This is a genomic window from Thauera sp. WH-1 (assembly GCF_047806685.1).
In the GTDB taxonomy this organism is placed as follows: Bacteria; Pseudomonadota; Gammaproteobacteria; order Burkholderiales; family Rhodocyclaceae; genus Thauera.
The window spans coordinates 22,955-48,718 of record NZ_JBLQGP010000012.1; the positions used below are offsets into that span (position 1 = coordinate 22,955).

20 protein-coding genes and 3 tRNA genes are annotated in these 25,764 nt (G+C 66.8%); 12 read left to right on the forward strand and 11 right to left on the reverse strand.

Features of this window, described 5'->3' with window-relative positions; genetic code table 11:
* The first annotated feature begins 59 nt into the window (after positions 1–59).
* The 8 genes from folE2 (at position 60) to ACMV5O_RS12720 (ending at position 7,237) form a co-directional block, all read left to right on the forward strand.
* Positions 60–872: a GTP cyclohydrolase FolE2 gene (gene folE2, locus ACMV5O_RS12685; RefSeq protein ID WP_416163794.1), complete on the forward strand. Its 813-nt coding sequence runs from the start codon at positions 60–62 to the stop codon at positions 870–872.
* A gap of 33 nt (positions 873–905) precedes the next feature.
* Entirely contained in the window at positions 906–1,256 is a 351-nt protein-coding gene (locus ACMV5O_RS12690; protein WP_416163795.1) for a carboxymuconolactone decarboxylase family protein, read from the forward strand.
* Positions 1,257–1,317: 61 nt separating this feature from the next.
* Positions 1,318–1,407, forward strand: a tRNA-Ser gene (locus ACMV5O_RS12695).
* 67 nt (positions 1,408–1,474) lie between these two features.
* A tRNA-Arg gene (locus tag ACMV5O_RS12700) sits at positions 1,475–1,551 on the forward strand.
* Positions 1,552–1,593: 42 nt separating this feature from the next.
* Positions 1,594–1,670: transfer RNA gene (locus tag ACMV5O_RS12705), tRNA-Arg, on the forward strand.
* Between the two features lie 136 nt (positions 1,671–1,806).
* Positions 1,807–2,811, forward strand: coding sequence for a DnaJ C-terminal domain-containing protein (locus ACMV5O_RS12710; protein WP_416163796.1), 1,005 nt, complete (start codon positions 1,807–1,809; stop codon positions 2,809–2,811).
* Between the two features lie 116 nt (positions 2,812–2,927).
* On the forward strand, positions 2,928–4,127 hold the full coding sequence (locus ACMV5O_RS12715) for an efflux RND transporter periplasmic adaptor subunit (protein WP_416163797.1): 1,200 nt from the start codon (positions 2,928–2,930) through the stop codon (positions 4,125–4,127).
* On the forward strand, positions 4,124–7,237 hold the full coding sequence (locus ACMV5O_RS12720; RefSeq protein ID WP_416163798.1) for an efflux RND transporter permease subunit: 3,114 nt from the start codon (positions 4,124–4,126) through the stop codon (positions 7,235–7,237). The genes ACMV5O_RS12715 and ACMV5O_RS12720 overlap by 4 nt, the downstream gene beginning before the upstream one ends.
* A 32-nt stretch (positions 7,238–7,269) precedes the next feature.
* Here ACMV5O_RS12720 and serS read toward each other — a convergent pair whose 3' ends face one another.
* Positions 7,270–8,562 carry a serine--tRNA ligase gene (serS, locus tag ACMV5O_RS12725; protein ID WP_416163799.1) on the reverse strand — a complete coding sequence of 431 codons (1,293 nt, stop codon included), beginning with the start codon at positions 8,560–8,562 and terminating at the stop codon, positions 7,270–7,272.
* 266 nt (positions 8,563–8,828) lie between these two features.
* On the opposite strand from serS, the gene ACMV5O_RS12730 reads away from it, so the two are divergent.
* On the forward strand, positions 8,829–9,092 hold the full coding sequence (locus tag ACMV5O_RS12730; RefSeq protein WP_416163800.1) for a hypothetical protein: 264 nt from the start codon (positions 8,829–8,831) through the stop codon (positions 9,090–9,092).
* A gap of 77 nt (positions 9,093–9,169) precedes the next feature.
* Here the strand turns inward: ACMV5O_RS12730 and ACMV5O_RS12735 are convergent, their stop codons facing one another.
* The 4 genes from ACMV5O_RS12735 to ACMV5O_RS12750 form a co-directional block, all read right to left on the reverse strand.
* A complete protein-coding gene (locus tag ACMV5O_RS12735; RefSeq protein WP_416163801.1) occupies positions 9,170–10,495 on the reverse strand; it encodes a replication-associated recombination protein A in 1,326 nt (441 codons plus the stop codon).
* 15 nt (positions 10,496–10,510) lie between these two features.
* Complete coding sequence (lolA, locus tag ACMV5O_RS12740; RefSeq protein WP_416163802.1) at positions 10,511–11,197, reverse strand: outer membrane lipoprotein chaperone LolA; 687 nt, start codon at positions 11,195–11,197, stop codon at positions 10,511–10,513.
* Positions 11,194–13,485: a DNA translocase FtsK gene (locus ACMV5O_RS12745; protein ID WP_416163803.1), complete on the reverse strand. Its 2,292-nt coding sequence runs from the start codon at positions 13,483–13,485 to the stop codon at positions 11,194–11,196. The genes lolA and ACMV5O_RS12745 overlap by 4 nt, the downstream gene beginning before the upstream one ends.
* 128 nt (positions 13,486–13,613) lie before the next feature.
* Positions 13,614–14,285, reverse strand: a complete 672-nt coding sequence (locus ACMV5O_RS12750) for a Crp/Fnr family transcriptional regulator (protein ID WP_324538084.1) — start codon at positions 14,283–14,285, stop codon at positions 13,614–13,616.
* Positions 14,286–14,543: 258 nt separating this feature from the next.
* Here ACMV5O_RS12750 and trxB point away from each other — a divergent pair, with 258 nt between their 5' ends.
* Both trxB and ACMV5O_RS12760 read left to right on the forward strand, forming a co-directional pair.
* The gene (trxB, locus tag ACMV5O_RS12755) at positions 14,544–15,497 is read left to right on the forward strand and encodes a thioredoxin-disulfide reductase (RefSeq protein ID WP_416163804.1); all 954 of its coding nucleotides are present in this window, start codon (positions 14,544–14,546) and stop codon (positions 15,495–15,497) included.
* A gap of 8 nt (positions 15,498–15,505) precedes the next feature.
* Positions 15,506–16,630, forward strand: coding sequence for a Smr/MutS family protein (locus ACMV5O_RS12760; protein ID WP_416163805.1), 1,125 nt, complete (start codon positions 15,506–15,508; stop codon positions 16,628–16,630).
* Between the two features lie 72 nt (positions 16,631–16,702).
* On the opposite strand, the gene ACMV5O_RS12765 is transcribed toward ACMV5O_RS12760, so the two are convergent.
* Both ACMV5O_RS12765 and ACMV5O_RS12770 read right to left on the reverse strand, forming a co-directional pair.
* Positions 16,703–17,041, reverse strand: coding sequence for a P-II family nitrogen regulator (locus ACMV5O_RS12765; protein ID WP_416163806.1), 339 nt, complete (start codon positions 17,039–17,041; stop codon positions 16,703–16,705).
* An 18-nt stretch (positions 17,042–17,059) separates the two neighbouring features.
* Positions 17,060–18,688 (reverse strand): NAD+ synthase, encoded by a 1,629-nt coding sequence (locus ACMV5O_RS12770; protein ID WP_416163807.1) that lies wholly within the window; start codon positions 18,686–18,688, stop codon positions 17,060–17,062.
* Between the two features lie 145 nt (positions 18,689–18,833).
* Here ACMV5O_RS12770 and ACMV5O_RS12775 point away from each other — a divergent pair, with 145 nt between their 5' ends.
* Complete coding sequence (locus ACMV5O_RS12775; protein WP_416163808.1) at positions 18,834–20,033, forward strand: GNAT family N-acetyltransferase; 1,200 nt, start codon at positions 18,834–18,836, stop codon at positions 20,031–20,033.
* Positions 20,034–20,050: 17 nt separating this feature from the next.
* Here ACMV5O_RS12775 and ACMV5O_RS12780 read toward each other — a convergent pair whose 3' ends face one another.
* The 4 genes from ACMV5O_RS12780 to nuoL form a co-directional block, all read right to left on the reverse strand.
* A complete protein-coding gene (locus ACMV5O_RS12780) occupies positions 20,051–20,617 on the reverse strand; it encodes an NUDIX domain-containing protein (RefSeq protein WP_416163809.1) in 567 nt (188 codons plus the stop codon).
* 27 nt (positions 20,618–20,644) lie between these two features.
* Entirely contained in the window at positions 20,645–22,114 is a 1,470-nt protein-coding gene (gene nuoN, locus ACMV5O_RS12785; RefSeq protein ID WP_416163810.1) for an NADH-quinone oxidoreductase subunit NuoN, read from the reverse strand.
* 50 nt (positions 22,115–22,164) lie between these two features.
* Positions 22,165–23,646 (reverse strand): NADH-quinone oxidoreductase subunit M, encoded by a 1,482-nt coding sequence (locus tag ACMV5O_RS12790; RefSeq protein ID WP_416163811.1) that lies wholly within the window; start codon positions 23,644–23,646, stop codon positions 22,165–22,167.
* A gap of 86 nt (positions 23,647–23,732) precedes the next feature.
* Positions 23,733–25,754 (reverse strand): NADH-quinone oxidoreductase subunit L, encoded by a 2,022-nt coding sequence (gene nuoL / locus ACMV5O_RS12795; protein WP_416163812.1) that lies wholly within the window; start codon positions 25,752–25,754, stop codon positions 23,733–23,735.
* Positions 25,755–25,764 lie beyond the last annotated feature (10 nt).

Here is a 25,764-nt window from a genome sequence, read left to right on the forward strand (position 1 = left end):
CGGGCCAGGTGCAACTCGCTTGCACCTGGCCCGATGACTTCGAATCAAGAGAAACGCCCATGAACGCCCCCACCGAACTCTCCATGCCCGACGTCCAGGGCAGCGCGGATACCCGTCAGATCGCGATCAACAAGGTCGGCATCAAGTCGATCCGACACCCGGTGAAGGTCGCCGACAAGGCGGGCGGCGTGCAGCACACGGTGGCGAACTTCAACATGTACGTCGGCCTGCCCCACAATTTCAAGGGCACCCACATGTCGCGCTTCATCGAGATTCTCAACGACAACGAGCGCGAGATCTCGGTCGAGTCCTTCGAGCCGATGCTGCGCGCGATGGTCGAGCGCCTCGAGGCCGAGACCGGGCATGTGGAGATGAGCTTCCCCTACTTCATCAACAAGACCGCCCCGGTGTCGGGCGTGCAGAGCCTGATGGACTACGAGGTGTGCTTCATCGGCTCGATCGGTGAGGGCGGCGATTACGAATTCTCGATGAAGGTCGTCGTGCCGGTCACCAGCCTGTGCCCGTGCTCCAAGAAGATCTCGGCCTATGGCGCCCACAATCAGCGCTCGCACGTCACCGTGACCGCGGTGCTCAATGGTCACCTGTGGATCGAGGAGATGGTGCAGCTGGTCGAGGCGCAGGCCTCCTGCGAGGTCTTCGGACTGCTCAAGCGCCCCGACGAGAAGTGGGTCACCGAACGTGCCTACGACAATCCCAAGTTCGTCGAGGACATGGTGCGCGACGTCGCCAGCCAGCTCGACCGCGAGCCCCGCATCGATGCCTACGTGGTCGAGTCGGAGAATTTCGAGTCGATCCACAACCACTCGGCCTACGCCCTGATCGAACGCGACAAACGCAGCGCAAACCCGTAATATAAGCGGCTCCTAAATTACGGGAGCAGCGCGATGTCGAAGTCCTTCGTCCAGATCACCACCGACGTGTCCAAGGCGCTGGCGATCCTGCGCAAGGAGACGCCGGACACCATGCAGGGCTTCAGCGCAATGGCCAAGGGCGCGCTGCAGGACGGTGCCCTCAGCGAGCTGCACAAGGAGCTCATCGCGCTGGCCATTGCCGTCACCCAGCGCTGCGACGCCTGCGTCGGCTTCCACATCAAGGCCCTCATCCGTCTCGGCGCCAGCCGGGAGCAGATCATGGAGACCCTCGCGGTATGCACCTACATGGGCGGCGGACCGGCGCTGATGTACGCGGCCGAGGCGGTGCGCGCCCTCGACGAAATGCAGCCCAGGGGCGCATGATCGATGCCGCAGAAACTTGTTCACATTTCCCGAAAACTCACTATAATGCCGACCTTCGAGCGGAGAGGTGGCAGAGTGGTCGAATGTACCTGACTCGAAATCAGGCGTAGGTGCGAGCCTACCGTGGGTTCGAATCCCACCCTCTCCGCCAAAAAAAAAAGCAGTTGAAGGCGTTGCATCAGGCGATATAATGCCGCTCCTTCGCAGTGCAGTACGAAGCGCCCGTAGCTCATCTGGATAGAGTACCTGGCTACGAACCAGGGGGTAGGAGGTTCGAATCCTTCCGGGCGCGCCACTCATAGCCTTCCGACTTCGGGCTCTAAACGATATCGGCAACGCGCCCGTAGCTCATCTGGATAGAGTACCTGGCTACGAACCAGGGGGTAGGAGGTTCGAATCCTTCCGGGCGCGCCAGATCGCTGAAAAAAGGCCCGGTCCCGAGATCGGGCCTTTTTTCTTTTCTCGGCCGGCTCGGCCTCTGCCGCTTCTTCAGCCTCCTGCGCTCGGTTAAGCTCACGGCTTGCCGCCCCTGCCCCACGACCCCCTGAAGATGCACGACGCTCACGAACTGCTCGGCCTCCAACCCGGCGCCACGCGCCCGCAGATCAAGCGCGCCTTTCGCCATCTGGCGATGCGCTGGCACCCCGATCGCAACACCGACCCGCATGCGGTGGAGCACTTCAAGGCTTTGCGCCAGGCCCACGATGCCCTGCTCGCAGCCCTGCTCGATCAGCCGTCAGGCCACCAGCGGGCGCACGCGGATCCCGCCGAAGACGCCCCCACCCCAGCGCGCGGCGCCGATCGCTTGCAGACCTTGGAGATCAGCTTCGAGGACGCCTTCCTGGGCGTGCCCAAGGACGTCTGCGTGCGCAGCCCCCGGTCGTGCTCGCAGTGCAATGGCAGCGGTCTCGAGCGCTTCAGCGTCAGTCGCCTGTGCGAGCCATGTCGAGGCTCGGGCCGGCTGCGCTCGGACAGCGGCCTGGTGCGCTGCCGCGCCTGCGATGGCCGTGGCTACAGCCACACCCGCCCCTGTGGCGGCTGCGGGGGTAGCGGCGAGGAGCAGGTCGAACGCTGGCTGCAGGTTCAGGTGCCACCGGGCATGACGGACGATGACGAGCTCCGCCTTGCGGGCGAGGGCGAGCCGCATGCCAACCCCGCATATGCGCCCGGCGACCTGCGCCTGCGCATCCGCCTCGCCCCCCATGCCCTGTTCCGCCGCGATGGCCGGAACCTCGTGCTGCAACGTCCGGTCAGTGCCTTGCGCATGCTGGTCGGGGGCCCGCTGCCCATTCCGCATCCCGCCGGGCCGCGCATGGTGCTGCTCGAGCCCGGCCTCGCCCACCCACGCGAGATGCGGGTTGAGGCGGCTGGTTTTCCCGCCCGCGGCAGCCGCCCGGCGGGCGACCTGATCGTCGAGCTGTTGCCGATGCTGCCGCAAGCGCCCGACGCACGTCTGCGGGCGTTGATCGAGCAACTCGAGCTCGAGTTGCGAACCGAGGCGGACAAGCACTTTCCCGAACTGGCGCAGTGGGAGTCGGACTGGCTGGCGGAGTGAGCCGCGGCCGCCAAACCTCCCTGGCAGGGGTGGGCGCCGAACTGCAGGAAGGCGAGCGCTGGCTTGCGGGCAGCGTTAAAATAAGCAACTCCTGATAGACACGCAGCATCGCTGCGATGAAGGCCCTGCCGATGCGACGCCTGCTCCCCGTACTGATCCTCCTCGTCGCCATCGCGGGCTTTGCCGGCCTGCGCGCAACCCGGCCCGAGGCCCCCTTGGTGGAAGTCCGCGAACGGGTGTGGCGCGTCGAGGCGCATGAGCTCGTCGCCGCCAGCCTGCATCCCACCCTGGTGCTGTATGGCCGCATCGAGGCCCCCGACCAGCTGCAGGCGGCGGCACCAGTCAGCGCGCGCGTGCTCGAGGTCCGGGTGCGCGACGGCGATCGCGTCGAAGCCGGCACCGTGCTCGCGCGCCTCGACCCGCGCGACCTCGAGCCGCGGGTAGCCCAGGCGGCGGCCGAGCTCGAGCGCGAGCGCATCCGCCACCGCGCCGACCAGGAAGCCATCAGCCAGGAGCGCACCCTGCTGCAACTGGCCCAGACCAAGCTCGAGCGCTTCGAGCGTCTGAAGAACGCCCGCCTTGGCGCCGAGAGTGCCTTCGACCAGGCACGCGAGGAGCTCGCCCGCGTGCGCCTGTCCCTCACCCAGCGCCAGCAGGCCATCGCCGAGCACCCCGCACGCCTGGCGCAGTTGCAGGCGCGCCTGGACGAGGCACGGCGCGATGCCGAGCGCGGCGAGATCGTCGCCCCCTTCGCGGCCCGCATCGGCACCGTCGAGGTGGCGCCCGGCAATCAGGTGCAAGCCGGCCAGACCCTGCTCAGCCTCTATTCGTCGGATGCGCTCTACCTGCGCGCGCGCGTTCCCGCCATCTATGCCGAGGAACTGCGTGCCGCGCTCGGCCGCGGCGAGACACCGCGCGCCCGCGCCGAGTTCGGTGCCACCACGCTGGTCGCCCACCTCCAGCGCATCAGCGGCGAAGCCGACGCACGCGGCGTGGATGTGCTGCTGCGCCTGGAGGACGCGGCCAAGGTGCCGGTGGGCGCCTTCGTCAATGCGGTCCTCGAGCGACCGCTCGCCAACGACGTGTTCGCCGTGCCGCCCTCGGCCCTGCATGGCGGTGACCGCCTGTACCGCATCGAGGACGGTCGTCTCCGTGGCCTGCGCGTGGCACGCGCGGGCGAGCAGCGCGAGGGCGACGGCCTGCAGTTGCTGGTGCGGGCCGATGGCCTGGCCACCGGCATGCAGATCATGCGCACCCACCTGCCGCACGCGATCGACGGCTTGGCCGTCGACGTCGTCGAGACCGCCGCGCGATGAAGCGCACCGGCATGCTGCAGATGCTGGCCGGCCACAAGGTGGCGGCCAATGTGCTGATGCTGCTCGCCTTCGTGCTCGGCGCCGTCGGCCTGATGCGCATGAACGTGCAGTTCTTTCCGAGCTTCGAGCTCGACGTGATCTCGGTGCGGGTAGTGTGGAGCGGCGCCGCCGCCGAGGACGTCGAGGCCGGCATCACCTCGCCCCTGGAAGAACGCCTGAAGACGGTGGACGGCCTCAAGCGCATGAGCTCGACCTCGGCCCAGGGCGTCGCGAGCATCACCCTGGAACTGCACGAAGGCACGGACGCCCTGCTCGCACTCGACCAGGTGCGCCAGCGCGTCGATGAGTTCCGCAACCTGCCACGCGACGCCGAGGCGCCGGAGGTGAGCCGGGTGTCGCGCTACGAGCCCATCGCCCGCCTGCTCGTGCGCGGCAATAGCGTCGAGGAGCTGCGTCCCTGGGTGCGCCGCTTCGAAAGCGAACTGCTCGCTGCCGGCATCGACCGCGTCAGCATCACCGGATTGCCGGAGGAGCGCATTGCCATCGAGCTGCCTTCGGCGGCGCTCGAGACCCTCGGCCTGTCGCTGGTCGAGGTCGGCGAGCGCGTCGGCCAGCTTGCACGCGACGTGCCGGCGGGCATCGCCGGCGAGGTCGACGGCGCGCGCGAGATCCGCGGCCTCGAGCAGCGCCGCAGCGCCGAAGCCTTCGCCTCGCTGCCGATCATCAGCGATGAGCGCGGCGTCGTACGCCTGGGCGAGATCGCCACCATCACGCGCGAGCCACGCGCCAACGAGCTCGCCCTGTTCGAACGCGGCGACAGCGTGGTCGAGTTGCAACTGCAGCGCAGCGAGAGCGGCCACTCGCTGAAGGCCGCGCGGGTGCTCGACGACTGGCTGGAGAAGACGCGCCCCACCCTGCCGCCGACGATCAGGCTGGAGGTGTTCGACGCCCAGTGGCAATTGATCAACGACCGCATCCGGCTGCTCGTCAGCAACGGCCTGTCGGGCCTGCTGCTGGTGGTGGCGGTGCTCTACTTCTTTCTGCCCGCACGCGTGGCGCTATGGGTGATGGTCGGCATCCCCACCGCCTTCCTGGCCACGCTGGGGCTGATGTACTTCTTCGGCGGCACGATCAACATGATGAGCCTGTTCGCACTGATCATGGCGCTGGGCATCATCGTCGACGACGCCATCGTCGTCAGCGAGGACGCCGACACCCATCGCCAGATGGGCGAAGGCCCGGCGCAGGCTGCGCTCGGCGGCGCGCAGCGCATGCTGTGGCCGGTGGTCGCGGCCTCGCTGACCACGGTCGCCGCCTTCCTGCCGCTGATGATGGTGGGGGGCGTGATCGGCAACATCCTCGGCGACATCCCCTTCGTGATGATCATGGTGATCACCGCCTCGCTGCTCGAGAGCTTCCTGATCCTGCCCGCCCACCTGCGCATCGCCCTCGCGGGCGAGGCCGGGCTGCACCACTCCGCGCTGCGCGAGCGGCTCGACGCCGGCTTCGCCCGCTTTCGCGACGGGCCGTTCCGCCGCCTGGTCGAACGCAGCCTGGCATGGCGCGGCACCACGGTCGCGCTCAGCGTCGGCCTGATGGTGCTGGCGGTGGGGCTGATCGCCGGCGGGCGGATCGGCTTCGTGTTCTTCCCCACCCCCGAGGGCCAGGTCGTGTTCGCCAATGCCACCTTCGTCGCCGGCACGCCGCGCCACCACACCGAGGCCTTCCTGCAGGATCTCGAGCGCGCGCTGTTCGAAGCCGAGGCCGAACTCGGCGGCGGCCTCGTGCACACGGCGGTGGCACGCCTGGGCGGCACCATCAGCAGCGGCAGCGGCACCAGCGCGCGTGGCGACCAGCTCGCCGGCGTGATGGTCGAGCTGACACCCCCCGACGAACGCGAGGTGCGCAACGAGCGCTTCCTCGCCGCCTGGCGCGAAAAGCTCGGCCCGGTCGCCGGCATCGAACTGCTCACCTTCACCGCGCGTCAGTCGGGGCCGCCCGGACGCGACCTCAACGTCCGCCTCACCGGCGATGACGCCGAGGCGCTGAAGGCGGCCGCGCTGGCGCTGGCCGAGACGCTCAAGGGCATTCCCGGCGTGAGCGAGACCGAGGACGACATGCCTTTTGGCCGTGAGCAACTGGTGTATCGCCTGACCCCGGCCGGCGAAGCCCTCGGCCTCACCACCGAGAGCCTCGGCCGTCAGTTGCGCGCCGCCTTCGACGGCGCGCTGGCGCAGCTGGTCCAGGTCGGCCGCGACGAGCTCGAGGTGCGCGTGCTGCTGCCGCGCGACGAACGCAGCCGGCTCGACGTCTTCGAGCGCATCACGGTGAGCCTGCCCGACGGCCGCTTCGCACCGCTGGCCACGGTGGCGAGCTGGGAGTCGCGGCGCGGCTTCGAGGCCCTGCGCCACGCGCAGGGGCGGCTCGCGGTCGAGGTGTCGGGCGCGGTCGACACCGAACTCAACAACGCCAATGCCATCCAGGCCGAACTGGCACGCGACACCTTGCCACGACTGGCCACCCGCTACGGCATCGAGTACAGCTTCGAGGGGCGCTCCGCGGACCAGCGCGAAACCCTGGCCGACATGCGCGCGGGCCTGGTGCTGGGCCTGGGCCTGATCTACCTCGTGCTGGTGTGGTCGTTCTCGTCCTGGAGCTGGCCGCTGGTGGTGATGTCGGCCATCCCGCTCGGCCTCGCCGGCGCGATCTTCGGCCACTGGCTGCTCGGCATCGAGCTCACCATCCTGTCGATGTTCGGCCTGTTCGGCCTGGCCGGCATCGTGGTCAACAACTCGATCATCCTGGTGACGCTGTTCAAGGAGCTCAAGCACAAGGGTGCGAGCCAGCATGATGCGCTCGTCAACGCCTCCTGCGGCCGCCTGCGGGCGGTGCTGCTGACCTCGCTCACCACCATCGGCGGACTCACGCCGCTGCTGTTCGAAGGCTCGCTGCAGGCCCAGTTCCTGATCCCGATGGCGACCTCGATCGCCTTCGGCCTGGGCTTCTCGGCCCTGCTGGTGCTGTTCTTCGTGCCTGCCCTGTTGTCGCTGCTGGAAAGCTTCCACGGCTGGCGCCAGGGCTGCGGCCCCGGCCTCGCACCCGCCGCCTGAACCTCAGGCGAAGGGGACGTCGCAAGCCATCGTCAGAGCGGCGCCTCGATGCGCTCCAGCCCGCCCATATAGGGTTGCAGGGCGGCGGGGATGAGGATCGAGCCGTCGGCCTGCTGGTGGTTCTCGAGCACCGCCACCAGGGTGCGGCCGACCGCCAGGCCCGAGCCGTTGAGCGTGTGCACCAGCTCGTTCTTGCCCTGCGCATTCTTGAAGCGCGCCTGCATGCGTCGCGCCTGGAAGGCCTCGCAGTTCGAGCAGCTCGAGATCTCGCGATAGGTGTTCTGCGCCGGCAACCACACTTCGAGGTCATAGGTCTTCGCCGCGGAAAAGCCCATGTCGCCGGTGCACAGCGTAATGACGCGGTACGGCAGCTCGAGCTTCTGCAGGATGGCCTCGGCATGGCCGACCATCTGCTCGAGGGCCGCGTCGCTCTGCGCGGGCTCGACGATCTGCACCATCTCGACCTTGTCGAACTGGTGCTGGCGGATCATGCCGCGCACATCGCGGCCGCCGCTGCCGGCCTCGGAGCGGAAGCAGGGACTGTGCGCAGTGAGCCGGATCGGCAGCGCATCGAGCGCCAGCACGTCCTCGCGCACGCTGTTGGTGAGCGTGATCTCGGCGGTCGGGATGAGGTACTGCTCCAGCCCCTCCTCGTCGCCACCGCGCAGCACCCAGAACAGGTCTTCCTTGAACTTGGGCAGTTGGCCGGTGCCGTACAGCGCCTCGCGGTTGACGATGTAGGGCGTGTAGCACTCGGTATAGCCGTGCTCGAGCGTGTGCGTGTCGAGCATGAACTGGGCCAGCGCGCGGTGCAGGCGTGCGACCGGGCCGCGCAGGAAGGCAAAACGCGAGCCCGACAGCTTGGCGCCGGTGTCGAACTCCAAGCCCAGCGGCGCGCCCAGGTCTACGTGATCGCGCACTTCAAAGTCAAACTGCGCCGGTGCGCCCCAGCGACGCACCTCGACATTGGCGGTTTCGTCCGCACCCACCGGCACGCTGTCCTGCGGCAGGTTGGGCAGGCGCGAGACGAAATCGCTGATGCGCTCGAGCAGGCCGGGCAGCGCCTGTTCGCAGGCCTTGAGCTCCTCGCCGAGCTGGCCGACTTCCGCCATCACGCCCGTCGCATCCTCGCCCTTGGCCTTGAGCATGCCGATCTGCTTCGACAACGCGTTGCGCCTCGCCTGCAATTCCTGGGTGCGCGTCTGCAACTGCTTGCGCTCATCCTCCAGGGCCTGGAAGGCGGCGACGTCCACCGTCAGCCCGCGCGTGGCAAGGCGGGCGGCAACGGTGTCGATGTGGGAGCGGAGAAGCTGGATATCGAGCATCGGGAAATTCCTGGTACGTTTTTCTATCAATGAGTTGGGAACGAATGCTCGCAGAACGTCACGGCAAACGGCTGCAAGCCCATGGTCACACGCGCCTTCTGGAAGCACCGCGGCTGATGGCGCAGTGCAAAAATTAACTTTTCCAATCAATAACTTGATTAGTCACCGACACTTAAATCGAACTTGCAAAACCTATGCTGTCCATTATGCTTGAGACAGAGAGGCATCAAGCCGCGTCAGACGGCTCAACCTTGGAGGAGAACGGCATGCTATCTATTCGTGACTGCCTTGACTATTGCGATCTGACCGATGATGAGGTCGCCCTGATCGCCGAGCACGAGGACATCCCTGACGCTGCAGCGGCTCAGATGGTCTGCGGGCTTGTGCAAACGCCCGAAGGCGTGATGGTGCTGACCAACTACATGCTCGAGCTGATCGAGCGCGCCAATGCGTGCGGCGACGCGCGCAAGGCCAAGCAGGCTGCTTCGGTGTGCGCGCGCTTCATGGCAGATCATCCCCTGCCCCACTAGATCTCTCCCCGCCCGCATCGCATTCTGCGTGCGGGCCTTGGCGTGAGGGGGCACCGAATCCGGTGCCCCCTCACGCTCTATTGGTTGTCAGACTTTCTCGCCGCGGCCGCAGCGTCGAGCGCGCGCAGGCGTGCGAGCTTTTCGGCGATCTTGCCTTCCAGGCCGCGCGGCGTAGGCTGGTACCAGTTCGGCGCATCCAGCCCCTCCGGCAGGTAGTTCTCGCCCACTGCGTAGGCGTCGGGCTCATCATGCGCGTAGCGGTAGGCCTTCCCGTAATCGAGCGACTTCATCAGCCGCGTCGGCGCATTGCGCAGGTGCAGGGGAACCGGTCGCGAGCCGTCCTTGGCCACGAAGGCGCGCGCTGCGTTGTAGGCCGTGTAGGCCGCGTTCGACTTCGCGGCGCAGGCCAGGAAGATGGTCGCCTGGGCGAGGGCGAGTTCGCCTTCGGGCGAGCCGAGGCGCTCGTAGGTCGCGATCGCGTTGAGCGCCATCTCCAGCGCGCGCGGGTCGGCGAGACCGATGTCCTCCACCGCCATCCTGATCAGTCGGCGCCCAAGGTAAAGCGGATCCGCCCCCCCATCGAGCATGCGGCACAGCCAGTACAGGGAAGCATCCGGGTCCGAGCCGCGCACCGACTTGTGCAAGGCCGAGATCTGATCGTAGAAGGCCTCGCCGCCCTTGTCGAAGCGCCGCAGACTGCGCGACAGCGCCTGCTCGACAAAGGCGCCCGTCACCGGTGCCACGCTCGCGGTCTCGGCCGCCACCTGGACCTGTTCGATCAAGTTCATCAGCCGGCGCGCATCGCCGTCGGCAAAGCCGATGAGGCGCTCGCGAGCATCGTCCTCGAAGACGAGCGCGGGGCAGGCCACGGCTCTGGCGCGCTCGAACAATGCCGCCATCGCCTCGGCGTCGAGGGCCTCGAGCACGTACACGGCCGCCCGCGACAACAGTGCCGAATTGACCTCGAAAGACGGGTTCTCGGTGGTCGCCCCGATGAAGGTGACCAGGCCCTGCTCGACGTAGGGCAGGAAGGCGTCCTGCTGCGCCTTGTTGAAGCGATGGACCTCGTCGACGAACAGGATCGTGTGGCGACCACGAGCCTTGGCCACCTGTGCCTGCTGGATCGCCTCACGGATCTCCTTGACGCCGGAGAACACCGCCGACAGCGCGATGAACTCCGCATCGAAGCCTTCGGCCATCAGGCGCGCGAGCGTGGTCTTGCCGACACCGGGCGGCCCCCACAGGATCATGGAATGCGGCCGGCGCGCCTCGAAGGCCAGGCGCAGGGGCTTGCCCGGGCCCAGCAGGTGGGCCTGCCCCGCCACCTCGTCCAGCATCTTGGGGCGCATGCGCTCTGCCAGCGGCACGCGCGGCGGCTCGAGCGACTCGAACAGATCGGCCATGGCCGGCAACAGACCTCAGCGTCCCGGCGTCGTCCGCGAAGCCCCAAGGTCGTCGGGGATCTCGCCGATGATGTCGGCCCCGGCCGGCGGGACGAAGCTGAAGCGGTCGGCCGCGAGCGGGGGATTGGGCTGCAGGCGGGTGAAACGGATCAGCGTCGTCTGGCCGAAGTTGTCGCGCATCTCCATCTGCTGCAACTGGCCGTTGGCGAGGCCGATGCGCAGCGACTCGAAGCCGCTCTCGGCCTGCCGCGGCCGCGCCTCGACCCAGGCCAGGCCATCGCTCACACCGCCGTCGGTGAGCTCGAAGCTGTCATCGAGGGCGCCCGCGCCGAACAGGATCGCCGCCGGCGTCGCCCCCAGCGCGTCGCCGATCTCGCGCACCGTGACCTGGTTGAGGTCGGGATCCCAGGTCCACAGGGCCCGCCCGTCGCCGACCAGTACCTGGCGGTAGGGGCGCGTGTACTCCCAATGAAAGCGGCCCGGGCGCTCATAGGCGAACTGCCCCTCGGCCTCCTGCGGACGGCGCCCGGATCGCGCCATCACGAGCTGCTCGAACTCGCCCTCGGCGCTGCGCGCATGGGCGACGAAATCACGCAGTTGGGCGACCCCATCGGCCGCTGCGGCGAGCATGGCCATGCTCGCGAGCACGAGGGCGACGCCGCCGCGGGCGAGCGCGGCGACGGACAGGCTGCGAGTGTTCATTCGTTCTCCTTGGCCGGCACGATGACTTCGCGGTTGCCGTTGCTGCCCATCGGCGACACGAGGCCGGCACGCTCCATCTGTTCGATCAGGCGCGCGGCGCGGTTGTAGCCGATGCGCAGATGACGCTGGACCAGCGAGATCGAAGGCCGGCGCGTCTTCACCACGACCTCAACCGCCTGGTCGTAGAGCGGGTCGGCCTCGCCCTCGCCGCCCTCGCCACCGCCGCCGAGTGCGGCGTCCATGTCGTCCTCGCCCGCGGACAGGATGCCCTCGACGTAATCGGGCGGTCCGATCGTCTTCAGGTGATCGACGACCTTGTGCACCTCTTCGTCGGCGACGAAAGCACCATGCACCCGCACCGGCAGACCGGTCCCCGGCGCCAGGTAGAGCATGTCGCCCATGCCGAGCAGGGTTTCGGCGCCCATCTGGTCGAGGATGGTGCGCGAGTCGATCTTGCTCGACACCTGGAAGGCGATGCGGGTCGGCACGTTGGCCTTGATCAGGCCGGTGATCACGTCCACCGAGGGGCGCTGGGTGGCGAGGATCAGGTGGATGCCAGCGGCGCGCGCCTTCTGCGCGAGGCGGGCAATCAGCTCCTCGACCTTCTTGCCAACCACCATCATCATGTCGGCCAGCTCGTCCACCACCACCACGATGTAGGGCAAGGGCTCGAGCGGCTCGGGGTTCTCGGGGCTGATCGAGAACGGGTTGGTGAGCGGCTTGTCGGCCTTGCGCGCTTCCATCACCGCCTTGTTGAAGCCGGCGAGGTTGCGCACGCCGACCGCGGCCATCAGCTTGTAGCGCTTGTCCATCTCCGCCACGCACCAGTTGAGCGCGTTGGCGGCGTGCTTCATGTCGGTCACCACCGGCGCCAGCAGATGCGGGATACCCTCGTAGATCGACAGCTCGAGCATCTTCGGGTCGACCATGATCAGGCGCACCCGCTCGGGCTCGCTCTTGTACAGCAGCGACAGGATCATGGCGTTGATGCCCACCGATTTGCCCGAGCCAGTGGTGCCGGCCACCAGCAGGTGGGGCATCTTGGCCAGATCGGCCACCACCGGCTGGCCGCCGATGTCCTTGCCGAGCACCACGGTGAGCGGCGAATGCGCATCCTGATACACCTTGGAGCCGACGATCTCGGACAGGCGCACCATCTGACGCTTGGGGTTGGGCAGTTCGAGCGCCATGCAGGACTTGCCGGGGACGGTCTCGACCACGCGGATCGATACCAGCGACAGCGCGCGAGCAAGATCCTTGGCGAGGTTGACCACCTGGCTGCCCTTGACGCCGGTGGCGGGTTCGATCTCGTAGCGGGTGATGACCGGGCCGGGATAGGCCGCGAGCACCTTCACCTCGACGCCGAAATCGGCAAGCTTGGTCTCGATCAGGCGCGAGGTGAACTCGAGCGACTCCGGCGACGGCGGCTCCACCCCGCCCGCAGCCGGATCGAGCAGTGCGACCGGCGGGATCGCCCCGCCAGGCGCATCCGTGAACAAGGTCTGCTGACGTTCCTTCTCGACGCGCTCCGACTTGGGCACCGCGACCACCGCGGGCTCGATGCGCAGCGGCGCGGCGGCGACCTTCTCGGTCTTGCGCCGGCGGGTCTCGACCACCGCCTCGCGCTTCTGGGCGATCTCGCGGCCGACACGCCGGTCCTGCCAGCGCTGCCAGGCCTGCAGCACCCCGACCACGGCCTGTTCGAGCGCCAGGCCCACCCGCTCGACGATGGCGAGCCAGGACACCCCGGTAAACAGCGACAGCCCGCAAGCCAGCAGCGTGAGCAGCATCAGGGTGCCGCCCGTGAAGCCGAAGTAGCGCTGCGTGAGCTGACCGAGCTCCATCCCCACCAGCCCACCGGGCTCCAGCGGGACCGCCGCACCGTGCGAGTGGAAACGCAGGAACTCCAGCGCACTGCTGGTGAGCAGCACGACGAAGAAGCCGAGCATGACGAAAATGAAGGAGCGGCGGTCGAGCTCGAGCTTGTTCTTCAGCCGCCGGAAGCCCCACAGCAGGCTATAGCCGAGGAAGACCACCCACCACCAGGACGACAGTCCGAACAGGTAGAGCAGCAGATCGGCTAGCCAGGCGCCGAAGCGGCCGCCCGGATTGGACACACGCGCGACCTCGGAGGCGTGCGACCAGCCCGGATCGGCCTCGCTGTAGCCGATCAGGATCAGACCGACGTAGAGCGACATCACGCCCAGGATCAGCCAGCGTGCTTCCTGCAGCAGGAGGGAGATCTTTTCCGGCAGGGGCTGGGAGCGGGAGGACGAGCGAGACAGCATGGAGGGCGTGGCAGGTAGCGACAGTGATACGACGCCCGGATTATACGGGATCGATCACCCGCCCCGGCCGCGATTGTTGCGCCTGCTCACAAAGCATCGCGCCAGCGCCGGCCCGCGCACCGAGGCACTCAGACGTCGTTAAGGCGCTCGCGCAGCACGATGCCGTCGGGCCGCTCCTCGATCAGTCCCTGCTGGCCAAGGTCCTTCATGACGCGGCTGACCATCTCGCGCGAGGCACCGATCATCTTGGCGATGTCCTGCTTGGACACCTTGCGCACCACCACCGCCTGCCCGCCGACGTCTTCCGACATTTCGATGAGCAGGCGTGCGACCCGTCCATACACATCCATCAGCGCCAGGCTCTCGATCTTGCGGTCGGCGTTGCGCAGCCGCTCGGCGAGGTTGCACATGATGCGCCAGGACACGTCGAAGCTGTCCTGCATCAGGCGACGGAAATCCTGCTTTGAGATCAGCACCAGGTCGGAAGGCACGACCGCGATCACCGAAGCCGAACGCGGGCGCTCCTCGAACATGCCCATCTCGCCGAACAACTCGCCCTGGCCCAGGATGGAAAGGATGACCTCGCGCCCGTCCTCGTCGCTGACCACGACCTTGAGGCTGCCGGTCAGCACCAGATAGACGTAGTCGGGCCGGTCGCCGGCGCACACCACCGACTGCCCGCGCGGAAACCGGCGCATCATCGACACGCGCGCCACGTTGCTCAACACTTCGTCGCTAAGCCCATGAAAAAGCGGAAAAGTCTTCAGGGCGACGACGGAAACGGCGGTAGTCTGGGACATGCTGGCTCCGGTTGACACAAGAACAATCGGTTTGTCGATGAATCAGCGCATAAGTTTATACGAATGTCACCCCAATCATGAGAACGGCGTGACGTAGGTCACGCCCGCCTGCGGCGCACAGTCAAAGCTTCGCGCAAGACCTCCTCGCCTCGGACCGCTGGCGGGCCAATATGGCCGCCCTATCGCGGGCATCGCCGCAGGCGAAGGGGGGCTCGGCTATAATCCTGGCCTCGTTTGCAACCCGCAGGAATGCTCCTCATGACCACGAAACACGCCCGCCTGCTGATCCTCGGCTCCGGTCCCGCCGGCTACACGGCGGCTGTCTATGCCGCCCGTGCCAACCTCAACCCGGTGCTCGTCACCGGCCTGGCGCAGGGTGGCCAGCTCATGACCACGACCGACGTGGACAACTGGCCGGCTGATGCCGATGGCGTGCAAGGCCCCGACCTGATGGCGCGTTTCCAGAAGCATGCCGAGCGCTTCAACACCGAGATGCTCTTCGATCACATCCATACCGTGAAGCTGGGCGATCGGCCCTTCCGCCTGATCGGTGATGCGGGCGAGTACACCTGCGACGCGCTCATCATCGCCACCGGCGCCACCGCCAAGTATCTTGGCCTGCCGTCCGAGGAGAAGTTCGCCGGCCGCGGCGTCTCGGCCTGCGCCACCTGTGATGGGTTCTTCTACCGCAACCAGGATGTCGCCGTGGTCGGCGGCGGCAACACCGCGGTCGAGGAAGCCCTCTACCTCGCCAACATCGCGAAGAAGGTCACCCTGGTCCACCGCCGCGAGAAATTCCGCGCCGAGAAGATCATGATCGACAAGCTGATGGAGAAGGTCGCCGCCGGCAAGATCGAGCTCGCCCTCAACGCCACGCTCGACGAGATCCTGGGCGACGATAACGGCGTGACCGGCATGCGCCTCAAGGACGTCAACAGCGGCGCCACGCGCGAGCTCGCTCTGCACGGGGTGTTCATCGCCATCGGTCACAAGCCCAACACCGACATCTTCGAGGGCCAGCTCGAGATGGAAGGTGGCTACATCGTCACCCATGGCGGTCGCAACGGCAACGCCACCCAGACCAGCGTGCCCGGCGTGTTCGCCGCCGGCGACGTGCAGGACCATGTCTACCGTCAGGCCGTGACCTCGGCCGGCACCGGCTGCATGGCCGCGCTCGACGCCGAACGCTATCTCGACGCCCTCGGCAACTGAGTGCGGCCGTGAGTCACCGCCCGCGCCCCCCCAAGCCTGCCGCTGACGTCAGGGATGGCGGCAAGGCCGCGGGCGCGAGCCAGCGCACCAGCATCGGCCTCGCCGACCTGCGCAGGCAACTTCGCGAGCACGGGTCACCGGCGGCCGACGCGGCCGCGCAACGCCCCGCGGCGCCAAGCCCGCGCGGCAAGCAGATCCGCCACCCGGTGGCACACAGTGGTGCCGGCAAGGACAGGGGAAGGTCTGCGCCCGCCGAGGCAGGCGCAAGCCCTGACGAGGCCGAGCTCGCCCTCTTCCGTCGCACGGTCGGCGCGATCGAACCCGTTCGCGGCGGCAACCGCGCCGAGCTCGAACGGCCACGCCCCGCGCCGGTGCCACGCGCGCCACAGGCTGCGGATGAAGCTTCCGAAGCCACCCCGCCGCGTGTCGAGCTCGACCCCTTGCGCGCGGCCTACGCCGGTGTCGTTCCACTGCGCGACAGCGGCCGCGCCGAACTCGACACCCCGCAACGCCATCACCATCGCAGCCAGAGCGCCCAGCCGACACGCATCCAGCGCCCCGATGCGATCGTGCTGCCGGCCAACGCCGAGCTGAGCGACCCGGCGAGCCTGTTTCGCGCCGTCGTCGGCGATGCCCGACCGGTCGACGATCGCAACCGCGTGCAGCTCGAGCGCCCTGCCCCTCCGCCCGCCCCGGTCAAGCGCGAGGCGGACGAGCGCGCCGCGCTCGACGAATCGCTGGCCGCGCCGCTGACCTTCGAGGACAGGCTGGACATGGGCGACGAGGCGGCCTTCCTGCGCCCCGGCCTGCCCCGCCGCGTGCTGACCGACCTGCGCCGCGGGCGCTGGGTGCTGCAGGCGCAGATCGACCTGCATGGCCTCACCCGCGACGAGGCGCGCGCGGCGCTCGCACGCTTCCTGCACGACAGCCTGGGCCAGGGCCAGCGCTGCATCCGCGTCATCCACGGCAAGGGCCACGGCTCGCCCGGTAAGGTGCCGATCCTCAAGCAGCTGTCACGCGGCTGGCTGGCCCAGCGCGAAGAGATCCTCGCCTTCTGCCAGGCGGGGCCGCATCACGGTGGCGGCGGCGCGCTGCTGGTGCTGCTCAGAGCGCAAAACGCCGCCTCGCGCTGAACGCGAGGCGGCGTCGGGCGGGGTACCTTGCCGCTTGTGGCAAACAGCGGCCGCGCGGCCGCCGCATCGGCCTCAGATTGCTGCTTCGTTGGTTTCGCCGGTGCGAATGCGGATCACCTGCTCCACCGGCGAGATGAAGATCTTGCCATCGCCAATCTTGCCAGTATGCGCAGCCTTGACGATCGCCTCCACCGCCTGGTCGACGACGTCATCACCCAGCACCACCTCGACCTTGATCTTGGGCAGGAAGTCGACCACGTACTCCGCACCACGATAGAGCTCGGTGTGGCCCTTCTGGCGACCGAAGCCCTTCACCTCGGTCACCGTCAGCCCGGTGATGCCCACTTCGGACAAGGCCTCGCGCACTTCGTCCAGCTTGAACGGTTTGATGATCGCCTCGATCTTCTTCATCCACCTCTCTCCTATGTCTCAGAACTCGTCCTGGTAGCGCGATGTTATCGGATAACGCCAGTCCCTGCCGAAGCCGCGCGGGGTCACGCGGATGCCCACCGGCGACTGGCGGCGTTTGTATTCGTTGCGCTTGAGCATGCCCACGGTGCGCCTCACCTCTGCCTCGGGGTAGCCAGCGGCGATGATCTCGCGCGGCGACTCGTCGCGCTCCATGTAGGCCTCGATGATGGCGTCGAGCACTTCGTAGGGCGGCAGGCTGTCCTGGTCCTTCTGGTCGGGCTTGAGCTCGGCCGAGGGCGGGCGATCGATGATGTTCTGCGGGATCACCTCGCCCACGGTATTGCGCCAGTTCGAGAGGCGGAAGACGAAGGTCTTGTACAAGTCCTTGAGCACCGCAAAGCCGCCCGCCATGTCGCCGTAGAGGGTCGCATAGCCGGTGGCCATCTCGCTCTTGTTGCCGGTGGTGAGCACGATCGCACCGGTCTTGTTGGACAGGGCCATCAGGATCATGCCGCGGATGCGACTCTGCAGGTTCTCCTCGGTGGTGTCGGCCGCCAGCCCGGCAAACTGCGGCGCGAGCAGCTCGGCAAAGACCGCCATCGCCGGCTCGATCGGGATCTCGTCATAGCGCACGCCGAGCCGGCGCACCATCTCGCGCGAATCGTCCAGGCTCATCTGCGCGGTGTAGGGCGAAGGCATCATCACCGCGCGCACGCGCTCCGCCCCCAGCGCATCGACCGCGACTGCAAGCGTGAGCGCCGAGTCGATGCCGCCCGACAGGCCGATGATGGCGGACGGGAAGCGGTTCTTGCCGAGGTAGTCGCGAACGCCGGTCTTCAGCGCCTCATACACCTCGGCCTCGAGCCGCCGCGGATGCACATGCACGGCGCTGCGCCAGCGCCCCTCGGCGAACTGCACCACATCCAGATGTTCGACGAAGCTGGCGGCCTGGTAGCCGAGCGTGCCGTCGCGGTCGAGCGCGAAGGAGGCACCATCGAACACCAGCTCATCCTGACCGCCCACCATGTTGCAGTACAACACCGGCAGCCCGGTCTCGCGCACACGGTCACGCAGCACCTGGATGCGCTGGACCTGCTTGTTCATGTGATAGGGCGAGGCGTTGAGCGCCAGCAGCACCTGCGCCCCGGCGGCCTGGGCGGCCTGGGCCGGCCCGCTCTCCCACACGTCGGCGCAGATGTTGATGCCGAAACGCACGCCCTTGCCGTCGAACACGCAGGCTTCGCCGCCGGCCTCGAAATAGCGCTCCTCGTCGAACACCTCGTAGTTCGGCAGCAGGCTCTTGTGATAACGCGCCAGCACCTTCCCCCGGCTCAGCACCGAGGCGGCGTTGTAGCGCTGCAGCCCCTCCTCGAAGGGATGGCCCAGGACCACGATCAGCTCACCCGCGGCATCGGCGATGCGCTGCGTCTCGCGCGCGCAGGCGCGGTAGAAGTCGGGTCGCAGCAGCAGGTCTTCGGGCGGATAGCCGGCCAACGCGAGCTCGGGCGTGATCAGGATGTCGGCGGCCATCGCGCGCGCGCGTCCAATGGCCTCGATGATGAGATCGGCGTTGCCGACGAGATCACCGACCGTCAGGTTGAGCTGCGCGACGGCGATCGAAACAGGGGTATGGGCAGGTGCATTCATGGGCGAAACTATACCGCTTCGGCGCGACTCAGGTTCGACCCACAGCGGGCGTGAGCAAGCCTGTGGATAAGTCGTGGATCGCGCTTGCAAGTGGATGACGCGCAAGCGTATCGTCGCAATGCACAAGAATGAGGCAGGCCGCCCCATGAAGAGACCCGACGGATTCCATCTGCTCGCCAGCCTCGGCGAACTCGAGCCGGCGCAATGGGACGCCTTGCTCCACGCCACCGACTCAGCCGCTGCGCCCTGCCTGCGTCACGCCTACCTCCATGCGCTGGAGCGCGAGCACTGCGTGGGCGGACGCAGTGGCTGGACGCCGGCCCACGCCAGCCTGTGGCGGAAAGGCGCGCTGGTGGCAGCGATGCCGCTGTACCTCAAGGCGCACTCCTACGGCGAATACGTGTTCGACTGGGCCTGGGCCGAGGCCTATCAGCGCCATGGGCTGGACTACTACCCGAAATGGCTCGCCGCCGTGCCCTTCACCCCGATCCCGGGAACCCGTCTGCTCGGCCCCGACCCCGCCGATCGCCGCCAGTTGCTGGAAGCGGTGCTCGCGCACGTGCGCGACAGCGGCCTGTCTTCCTTCCATCTGCTGTTTCCCAGCGCGCAGGACGCGGCGATGCTGGCCGACGCCGGGCTGATGCTGCGTGAGGGTGTGCAGTTTCACTGGCAGAACGATACTGCTGGCAAGCTCGAGGGCAGCAGCGACGACTCCCTGCACCTGTGGCCGGACTTCGACGCCTTCCTCGCCAGCCTCAACCATGACAAGCGCAAGAAGATCCGCCAGGAGCGGCGTCGGGCGGCGGCACACGGGCTGAGCCTACGCTGGCTCGACGGCCACACGGCCAGCGTCGCCGAGTGGGATTTTTTCCACCACTGCTATGCCCTGACCTACGCCCTGCATCGCTCCACCCCCTACCTGGGCGCAGGCTTCTTCCACAGGCTCGCCGCGCGCATGCCCGACGCGGTTCGCCTGTTGCTGGCCGAGCGTGAACGGTCGCCGGTCGCTGCGGCCTTCTTCCTGTGCGACGAAGCGGGTCTCTACGGCCGCTACTGGGGCGCGATCGAACCGCTGCCCTTCCTGCATTTCGAGCTGTGCTATTACCAGGCGATCGAATATTGCATCGCGCACGGCCTGCGGCGCTTCGAGGGCGGCGCCCAGGGCGAACACAAGCTGTCGCGCGGGCTGTTACCCGTGCGCACGCAATCCGCGCACTGGATCGCCGACCCGCGCTTTCGCAACGCAGTCGACGACTACCTCGCGCGCGAACGCAAGGGCATCGACTTCTATCTGGATGAGCTCGCAGAGCGCTCGCCCTTCCGCCGCGACTTCACGCCGGCGTGAGGCCGTACGGCCGAGGCTCAGCCCGCTGCGGCGACGCGGATCAGGGACAAGGTGCGATAGACGGCGGTGATGGTCTTGCCATCGGTGATTTCGCCCGCCTGGATGCGGGCCTCCACCTCGGCGAACGGCAGCTCGAGCAACTCGAGGAACTCCCCCTCGTCCCAGGCATGACCCACATGGCGCAGGCCGCTGGCAAAGAAGATCTCGATGCGTTCGTCCGAGTAGCCGATGCACGGATGCATCACGCCGACATGCTGCCAGTGGCGCGCCTCGTAGCCCGTCTCCTCGCGCAGCTCACGGACGGCACAGTCGAGGATGTCCTCGCCGGCGTCGATCTTGCCCGCCGGCAGCTCGAGGAAGGCCCGACGCAGCGGATAACGGAACTGGCGCTCGAACAGCAGCGCACCGTTGTCGAGCACCGCGACCACCACCACCGCGCCGGGGTGGCGGATGTACTCGCGCACGCTCTCGCTGCCGTCAGGCAGTGCGACCCGATCGCGGCAGACCTTCAGCAAAGCGCCGCTGAAGACCTGCTCGGAGCAAAGCATGCGCTCCTCGAGTGGATCGACGTGCGGCACGCTCATCGGTGTCGAGCCAAGCTCATCGAAGGCTTACAGCGAACCCAGCAGGGCGTAGGCGCACAGTGACATCAGCATCTGCGGCGCAAGTCCCAGCGCCGCGATCGCGAGGCCATTGGCCGACAGCATCACCCGCACCTCGGCCGGGGCGTGAATCGGCGAGGCGTCGAGCGGCTCGTCGAAGTACATCACCTTGACCACGCGCAGGTAGTAGAACGCGCCGATCACGGACATGACCACCGCCAGCACCGCGAGCCAGAAATAGCCTGCGGCCACCACTGCCTGCAGCACCGACAGTTTGGCGAAGAAGCCGATGAAGAAGGGTACGCCTGCCATCGAGAACATCACGAACAGCATCATCAGCGCATACCAGGGGCTGCGCTTGTTGAGGCCCTTGAAGTCGTCGATGTTCTCGGCCTCGAAACCGGCACGCGACAGCAGGATCAGCATGCCGAAGGAGGCCAGGCTCATGATCACGTAGGAGATCGCGTAGAACATCGCCGAGCTGTAGGCATTGAGCGCGAAGTGGCGATCACCCTCGACCACGCCTGCGAGCAGGCCGAGCAGCATGAAGCCCATGTGCGAGATGCCCGAATAAGCGAGCATGCGCTTGATGTTCTGCTGCGCGATCGCGGCAAGGTTGCCCAGCACGATCGAGGCCGCCGCCACCAGCATCAGCATCACCTGCCACTCGGCGGCGATATCGAACAGCGCCCAGATCAGCAGCCGCACCGCCATCGCGAACGCTGCCAGCTTGGGCGCACTGGCGATGATCAGGGTCACTGCAGTCGGCGCGCCCTGATAGACGTCCGGCACCCACATGTGGAAGGGCACGACGCCGAGCTTGAAGCAGATGCCCGCGACGAGGAACACCAGGCCGAACATCAGCACAGTCTGGTTGGCCGACTGGTTGTAGATCGACTGCGCAATCGCCGAGAACTCGAGCGAGCCGGTCGCCCCATACACCATGGACATGCCATACAGCAGCAGACCGGAGGCGAGCGCCCCGAGCACGAAGTACTTCATTGCCGCCTCGGTCGAGCGCGGCGACTCGCGGTCGAAGGCCACCATGGTGTAGAGCGCCAGCGACATCATCTCGAGGCCGATGTACATCGGCAGCATGTGGTTGGCGGTCACCATCACCATCATGCCCAGGGTCATCAGCAGCGCGAGCAGGTAGAACTCGGGCTTGTCGATCTTGCGGTCGGCCAGGTAGGCGCGGCCGTAGAGCAAGGCGATCGCGGTCGAGAAGTAGATCATCAGCTTCAGGAAGTCGCCCATCAGGTCGCTGATGAACAGATTGCTGAAGGTGTAGACCACCTCGCCTTCCATCGTGAAGATCGTGATGAAAGCCGCCGCGATCAGCGTCGCCTGCGTCAGGTGGTAGCTCAGCCCGCGTGCGATGCTGCGGGCGAAGGTGCTCGCCAGCATGATCACGAGGGCCATCACGGCGACAAAGATCTCGGCCGCTGCGGGGTAGAAGTCGGGGACGACGAAATTCATCTTCTGACCAGTCCGTTAAGTGTCTCTCGGGCGCTTGCGCTGAACCGCGCTCAGAGCTTGCTCACGGCAACATGCCGCAGGAGTTCGTTGACCGAGGCATGCATCACTTCGGTGAAGGGGAAGGGATACAGGCCCATTGCCAGCACGCAGAACGCCAGGATGCCCAGGAAGGCGAATTCGCGCCCGTTGATGTCCTCGAGTTCGGCGACGTGCTTGTTGGCGACCTTGCCGAACACCACCCGCTTGTACATCCAGAGCGAATAGGCCGCGCCCAGGATCAACGTCATGGCGGCAATGAAGCCGATCCAGAAGTTGTACTGCACGGCGCCGAGCACGACCATGAACTCTCCGACGAAGCCCGAGGTGGCGGGCAGGCCGGAGTTGGCCATCGCGAACAACATGAAGAAGGCCGCGAACTTGGGCATGGTGTTCACCACCCCGCCGTAGTCGGCGATCTGGCGCGAGTGCATGCGGTCGTAAAGCACGCCGATGCAAAGGAACATGGCGCCCGACACGAAGCCGTGGGAGATCATCTGCACCAGCGCGCCCTCGACGCCGAGCGGATTGAACATGAAGAAGCCCAGGGTCACGAAGCCCATGTGCGAGATCGACGAGTACGCCACCAGCTTCTTCATGTCGGCCTGCACCAGCGCGACGAAGCCGATGTAGACCACCGCGATCAGCGACAGCGTGATCACCAGCGGCGCCAGCTGCTGCGCGGCATCGGGCACGATCGGCAGCGAGAAGCGCAGGAAGCCGTAGGCACCCAGCTTGAGGCCGATCGCCGCCAGCACCACCGAACCGCCGGTGGGCGCCTCGACGTGGGCGTCGGGCAGCCAGGTGTGCACCGGCCACATCGGCACCTTGACGCCAAAGGCGATCAGGAAGGCAAGGAAGATCAGGACCTGCGGCTCGATCGGCAGCGGCAGCTGGTGCCAGTCGAGGATGCTGAAGCTGCCACCGGACTGCATGAACAGATACAGCAGCGCGATCAGCATCAGCAACGAGCCGAGCAGCGTGTAGAGGAAAAACTTGATCGCCGCATAGACGCGGTTGGCACCACCCCAGATACCGATGATGAGGTAGAGCGGAATCAGCGAGGCTTCGAAGAAGACGTAGAACAGTACACCGTCGAGCGCGGAGAAGATGCCGTTCATCAGGCCCGACATGATCAGGAAGGCGGCCATGTACTGCGCCACCTTGTCCTGGATCACCTGCCACCCCGCCATTACCACGAGGATCGTGATGAAGGCGTTGAGGATCACGAACAGAACCGACAGGCCATCCACCCCGAGGTGGTAGTTGATGTTGAAGCGCGGCACCCAGGAACTGAGCTCGACGAACTGCATCGCGCTGGTGGCGGTGTCGAACCCGGTGTAGAGCGGAATGGTCACGACGAAGCCAGCCACCGCGACCGCGAAGGCGAGCATGCGCGCAAGCGGGGCATTGCGATCCGAGCCGGTCGCCAGCACCAGCAGGCCCCCGATAATCGGGACCCAGATCGCCAGACTGAGGAGAGGAATGTCCGTCATCGTTGCTTTCCGTTCAGTGCGTCGCGGACGACGCGTTCGATCTTGTTATGTGTATCCGAGTGGGCGTGCGTGGCCTGAGCCGGGCGTCAACCGCGGTTGATCCAGTAGGTGAGCAGGATGAACACGCCGATGATCATCATGAAGGCGTACTGGTACAGGTGGCCGGTCTGGAACAGGCGCGACATCTGCGCGATCCAGCCCACCAGCCTGGCCGAGCCATTGACCGCCACCCCGTCGATCAGGCCCTGGTCGCCCGCCTTCCACAAGCCCTTGCCGAGCGCGCGGGCGCCGCCGGCGAAGAAGATCTCGTTGAAGCGGTCGAAGAAGTACTTGTTCTCGAGCAGGCTGTGGATGGGCTTGAAGGTGCGCTGGATCGCGGCCGGGATGTCCGGGCGCTTCATGTAGAAGAACCAGGCCAGCGCAACGCCGCCGATCGCCAGCCAGAACGGCGCCGTCTGCAGGCCGTGGATCGCCATCGCCACCGGACCATGGAAGGACGCCTCGAGCTCCTTCAGGCCGACGTGGTTGTCGCCGACGAAGATCACGTCCTTGAACCACTCGCCGAACAGCATCGGCTCGATGGTGAAGAAGCCGATCAGCACCGACGGGATGGCCAGCAGCACCAGCGGCAGGGTGACCACCCAGGGCGACTCGTGCGGCTTCTGGCCCGGCGCCAGGCCATGGTGGTGATCGGCCGAGGGCTCCTCGTCATCCTGGTCACCGTGGTGGTCATGGTGTCCGTCCGCCTTGCCGAAGCGCTCCTCGCCATGGAAGACGAGGAAGTACATGCGGAAGGAGTAGAAGGCGGTGACGAAGACGCCCAGCAGCACGCAGAACAACGCATAGCCCGCCCCCGGGATGGTCGACGCGTGCACCGCCTCGATGATCGAGTCCTTGGAATAGAAGCCCGAGAACAGCGGGAAGCCGATCAGCGCCAGCGAACCGAGCAGCGAGGTGATCCAGGTGATCGGCATGTACTTGCGCAGGCCGCCCATGTTGCGCATGTCCTGGTCGTGATGCATGCCGATGATCACCGAGCCCGCGCCGAGGAACAGCAGCGCCTTGAAGAAGGCGTGCGTCATCAGGTGGAAGACGGCGGCCGAGTAGGCCGACACGCCGAGCGCCACGGTCATGTAGCCGAGCTGCGACAGCGTGGAATAGGCGACCACACGCTTGATGTCGTTCTGGACGATGCCGAGAAAACCCATGAACAGCGCGGTCGTCGCGCCAATGACGAGAACGAAGGACAGCGCCGCATCGGACAGTTCGAACAGCGGCGACATGCGCGCCACCATGAAGATGCCCGCGGTCACCATGGTCGCGGCATGGATCAGGGCCGAGATCGGCGTCGGGCCTTCCATCGAGTCGGGCAGCCAGACGTGCAGCGGCACCTGGGCCGACTTGCCCATCGCGCCGATGAACAGGCAGATGCAGATCGCGGTGATCAGCGGCCAGCCGGTGACCGCCATTTCCGTGGAGGCAAGCTGGTCGGCCTGCGCGAACACCTCGGCGTAGTTGAGGCTGCCCGTGTAGGCGGCGATGAGGCCGATGCCGAGCAGGAAGCCGAAGTCGCCCACGCGGTTGACCAGGAAGGCCTTCATGTTGGCGTAGATGGCCGTCGGCCGCTCGTACCAGAATCCGATGAGCAGGTAGGAGACCAGGCCCACTGCTTCCCAGCCGAAGAACAACTGCAGGAAGTTGTTCGACATCACCAGCATCAGCATCGAGAAGGTGAACAGCGAGATGTAGCTGAAGAAGCGCTGGTAGCCCGGGTCTTCCGACATGTAGCCAATGGTGTAGATGTGCACCATCAGCGACACGAAGGTCACGACCAGCATCATCATCACCGTCAGCGAGTCGATCAGGAAACCGACCTCGAAACTGATCCCACCCGACACCATCCAGGTGTAGACGGTGCCGTTGAAGGTGTTGCCGGCCGCCACGTCCTGATAGATCACCACCGAGGCGACGAAGGCGATCGCCACCCCGAGGATGGTGACGATGTGCGAACCCGCGCGGCCGATGGTCTTGCCGAACAGGCCGGCGAGGATGGCGCCGGCCAGCGGCGCCAGCGGCACGAGGAGATAGAGAGTCTGCATGTCCGTCATCGTGACGCTT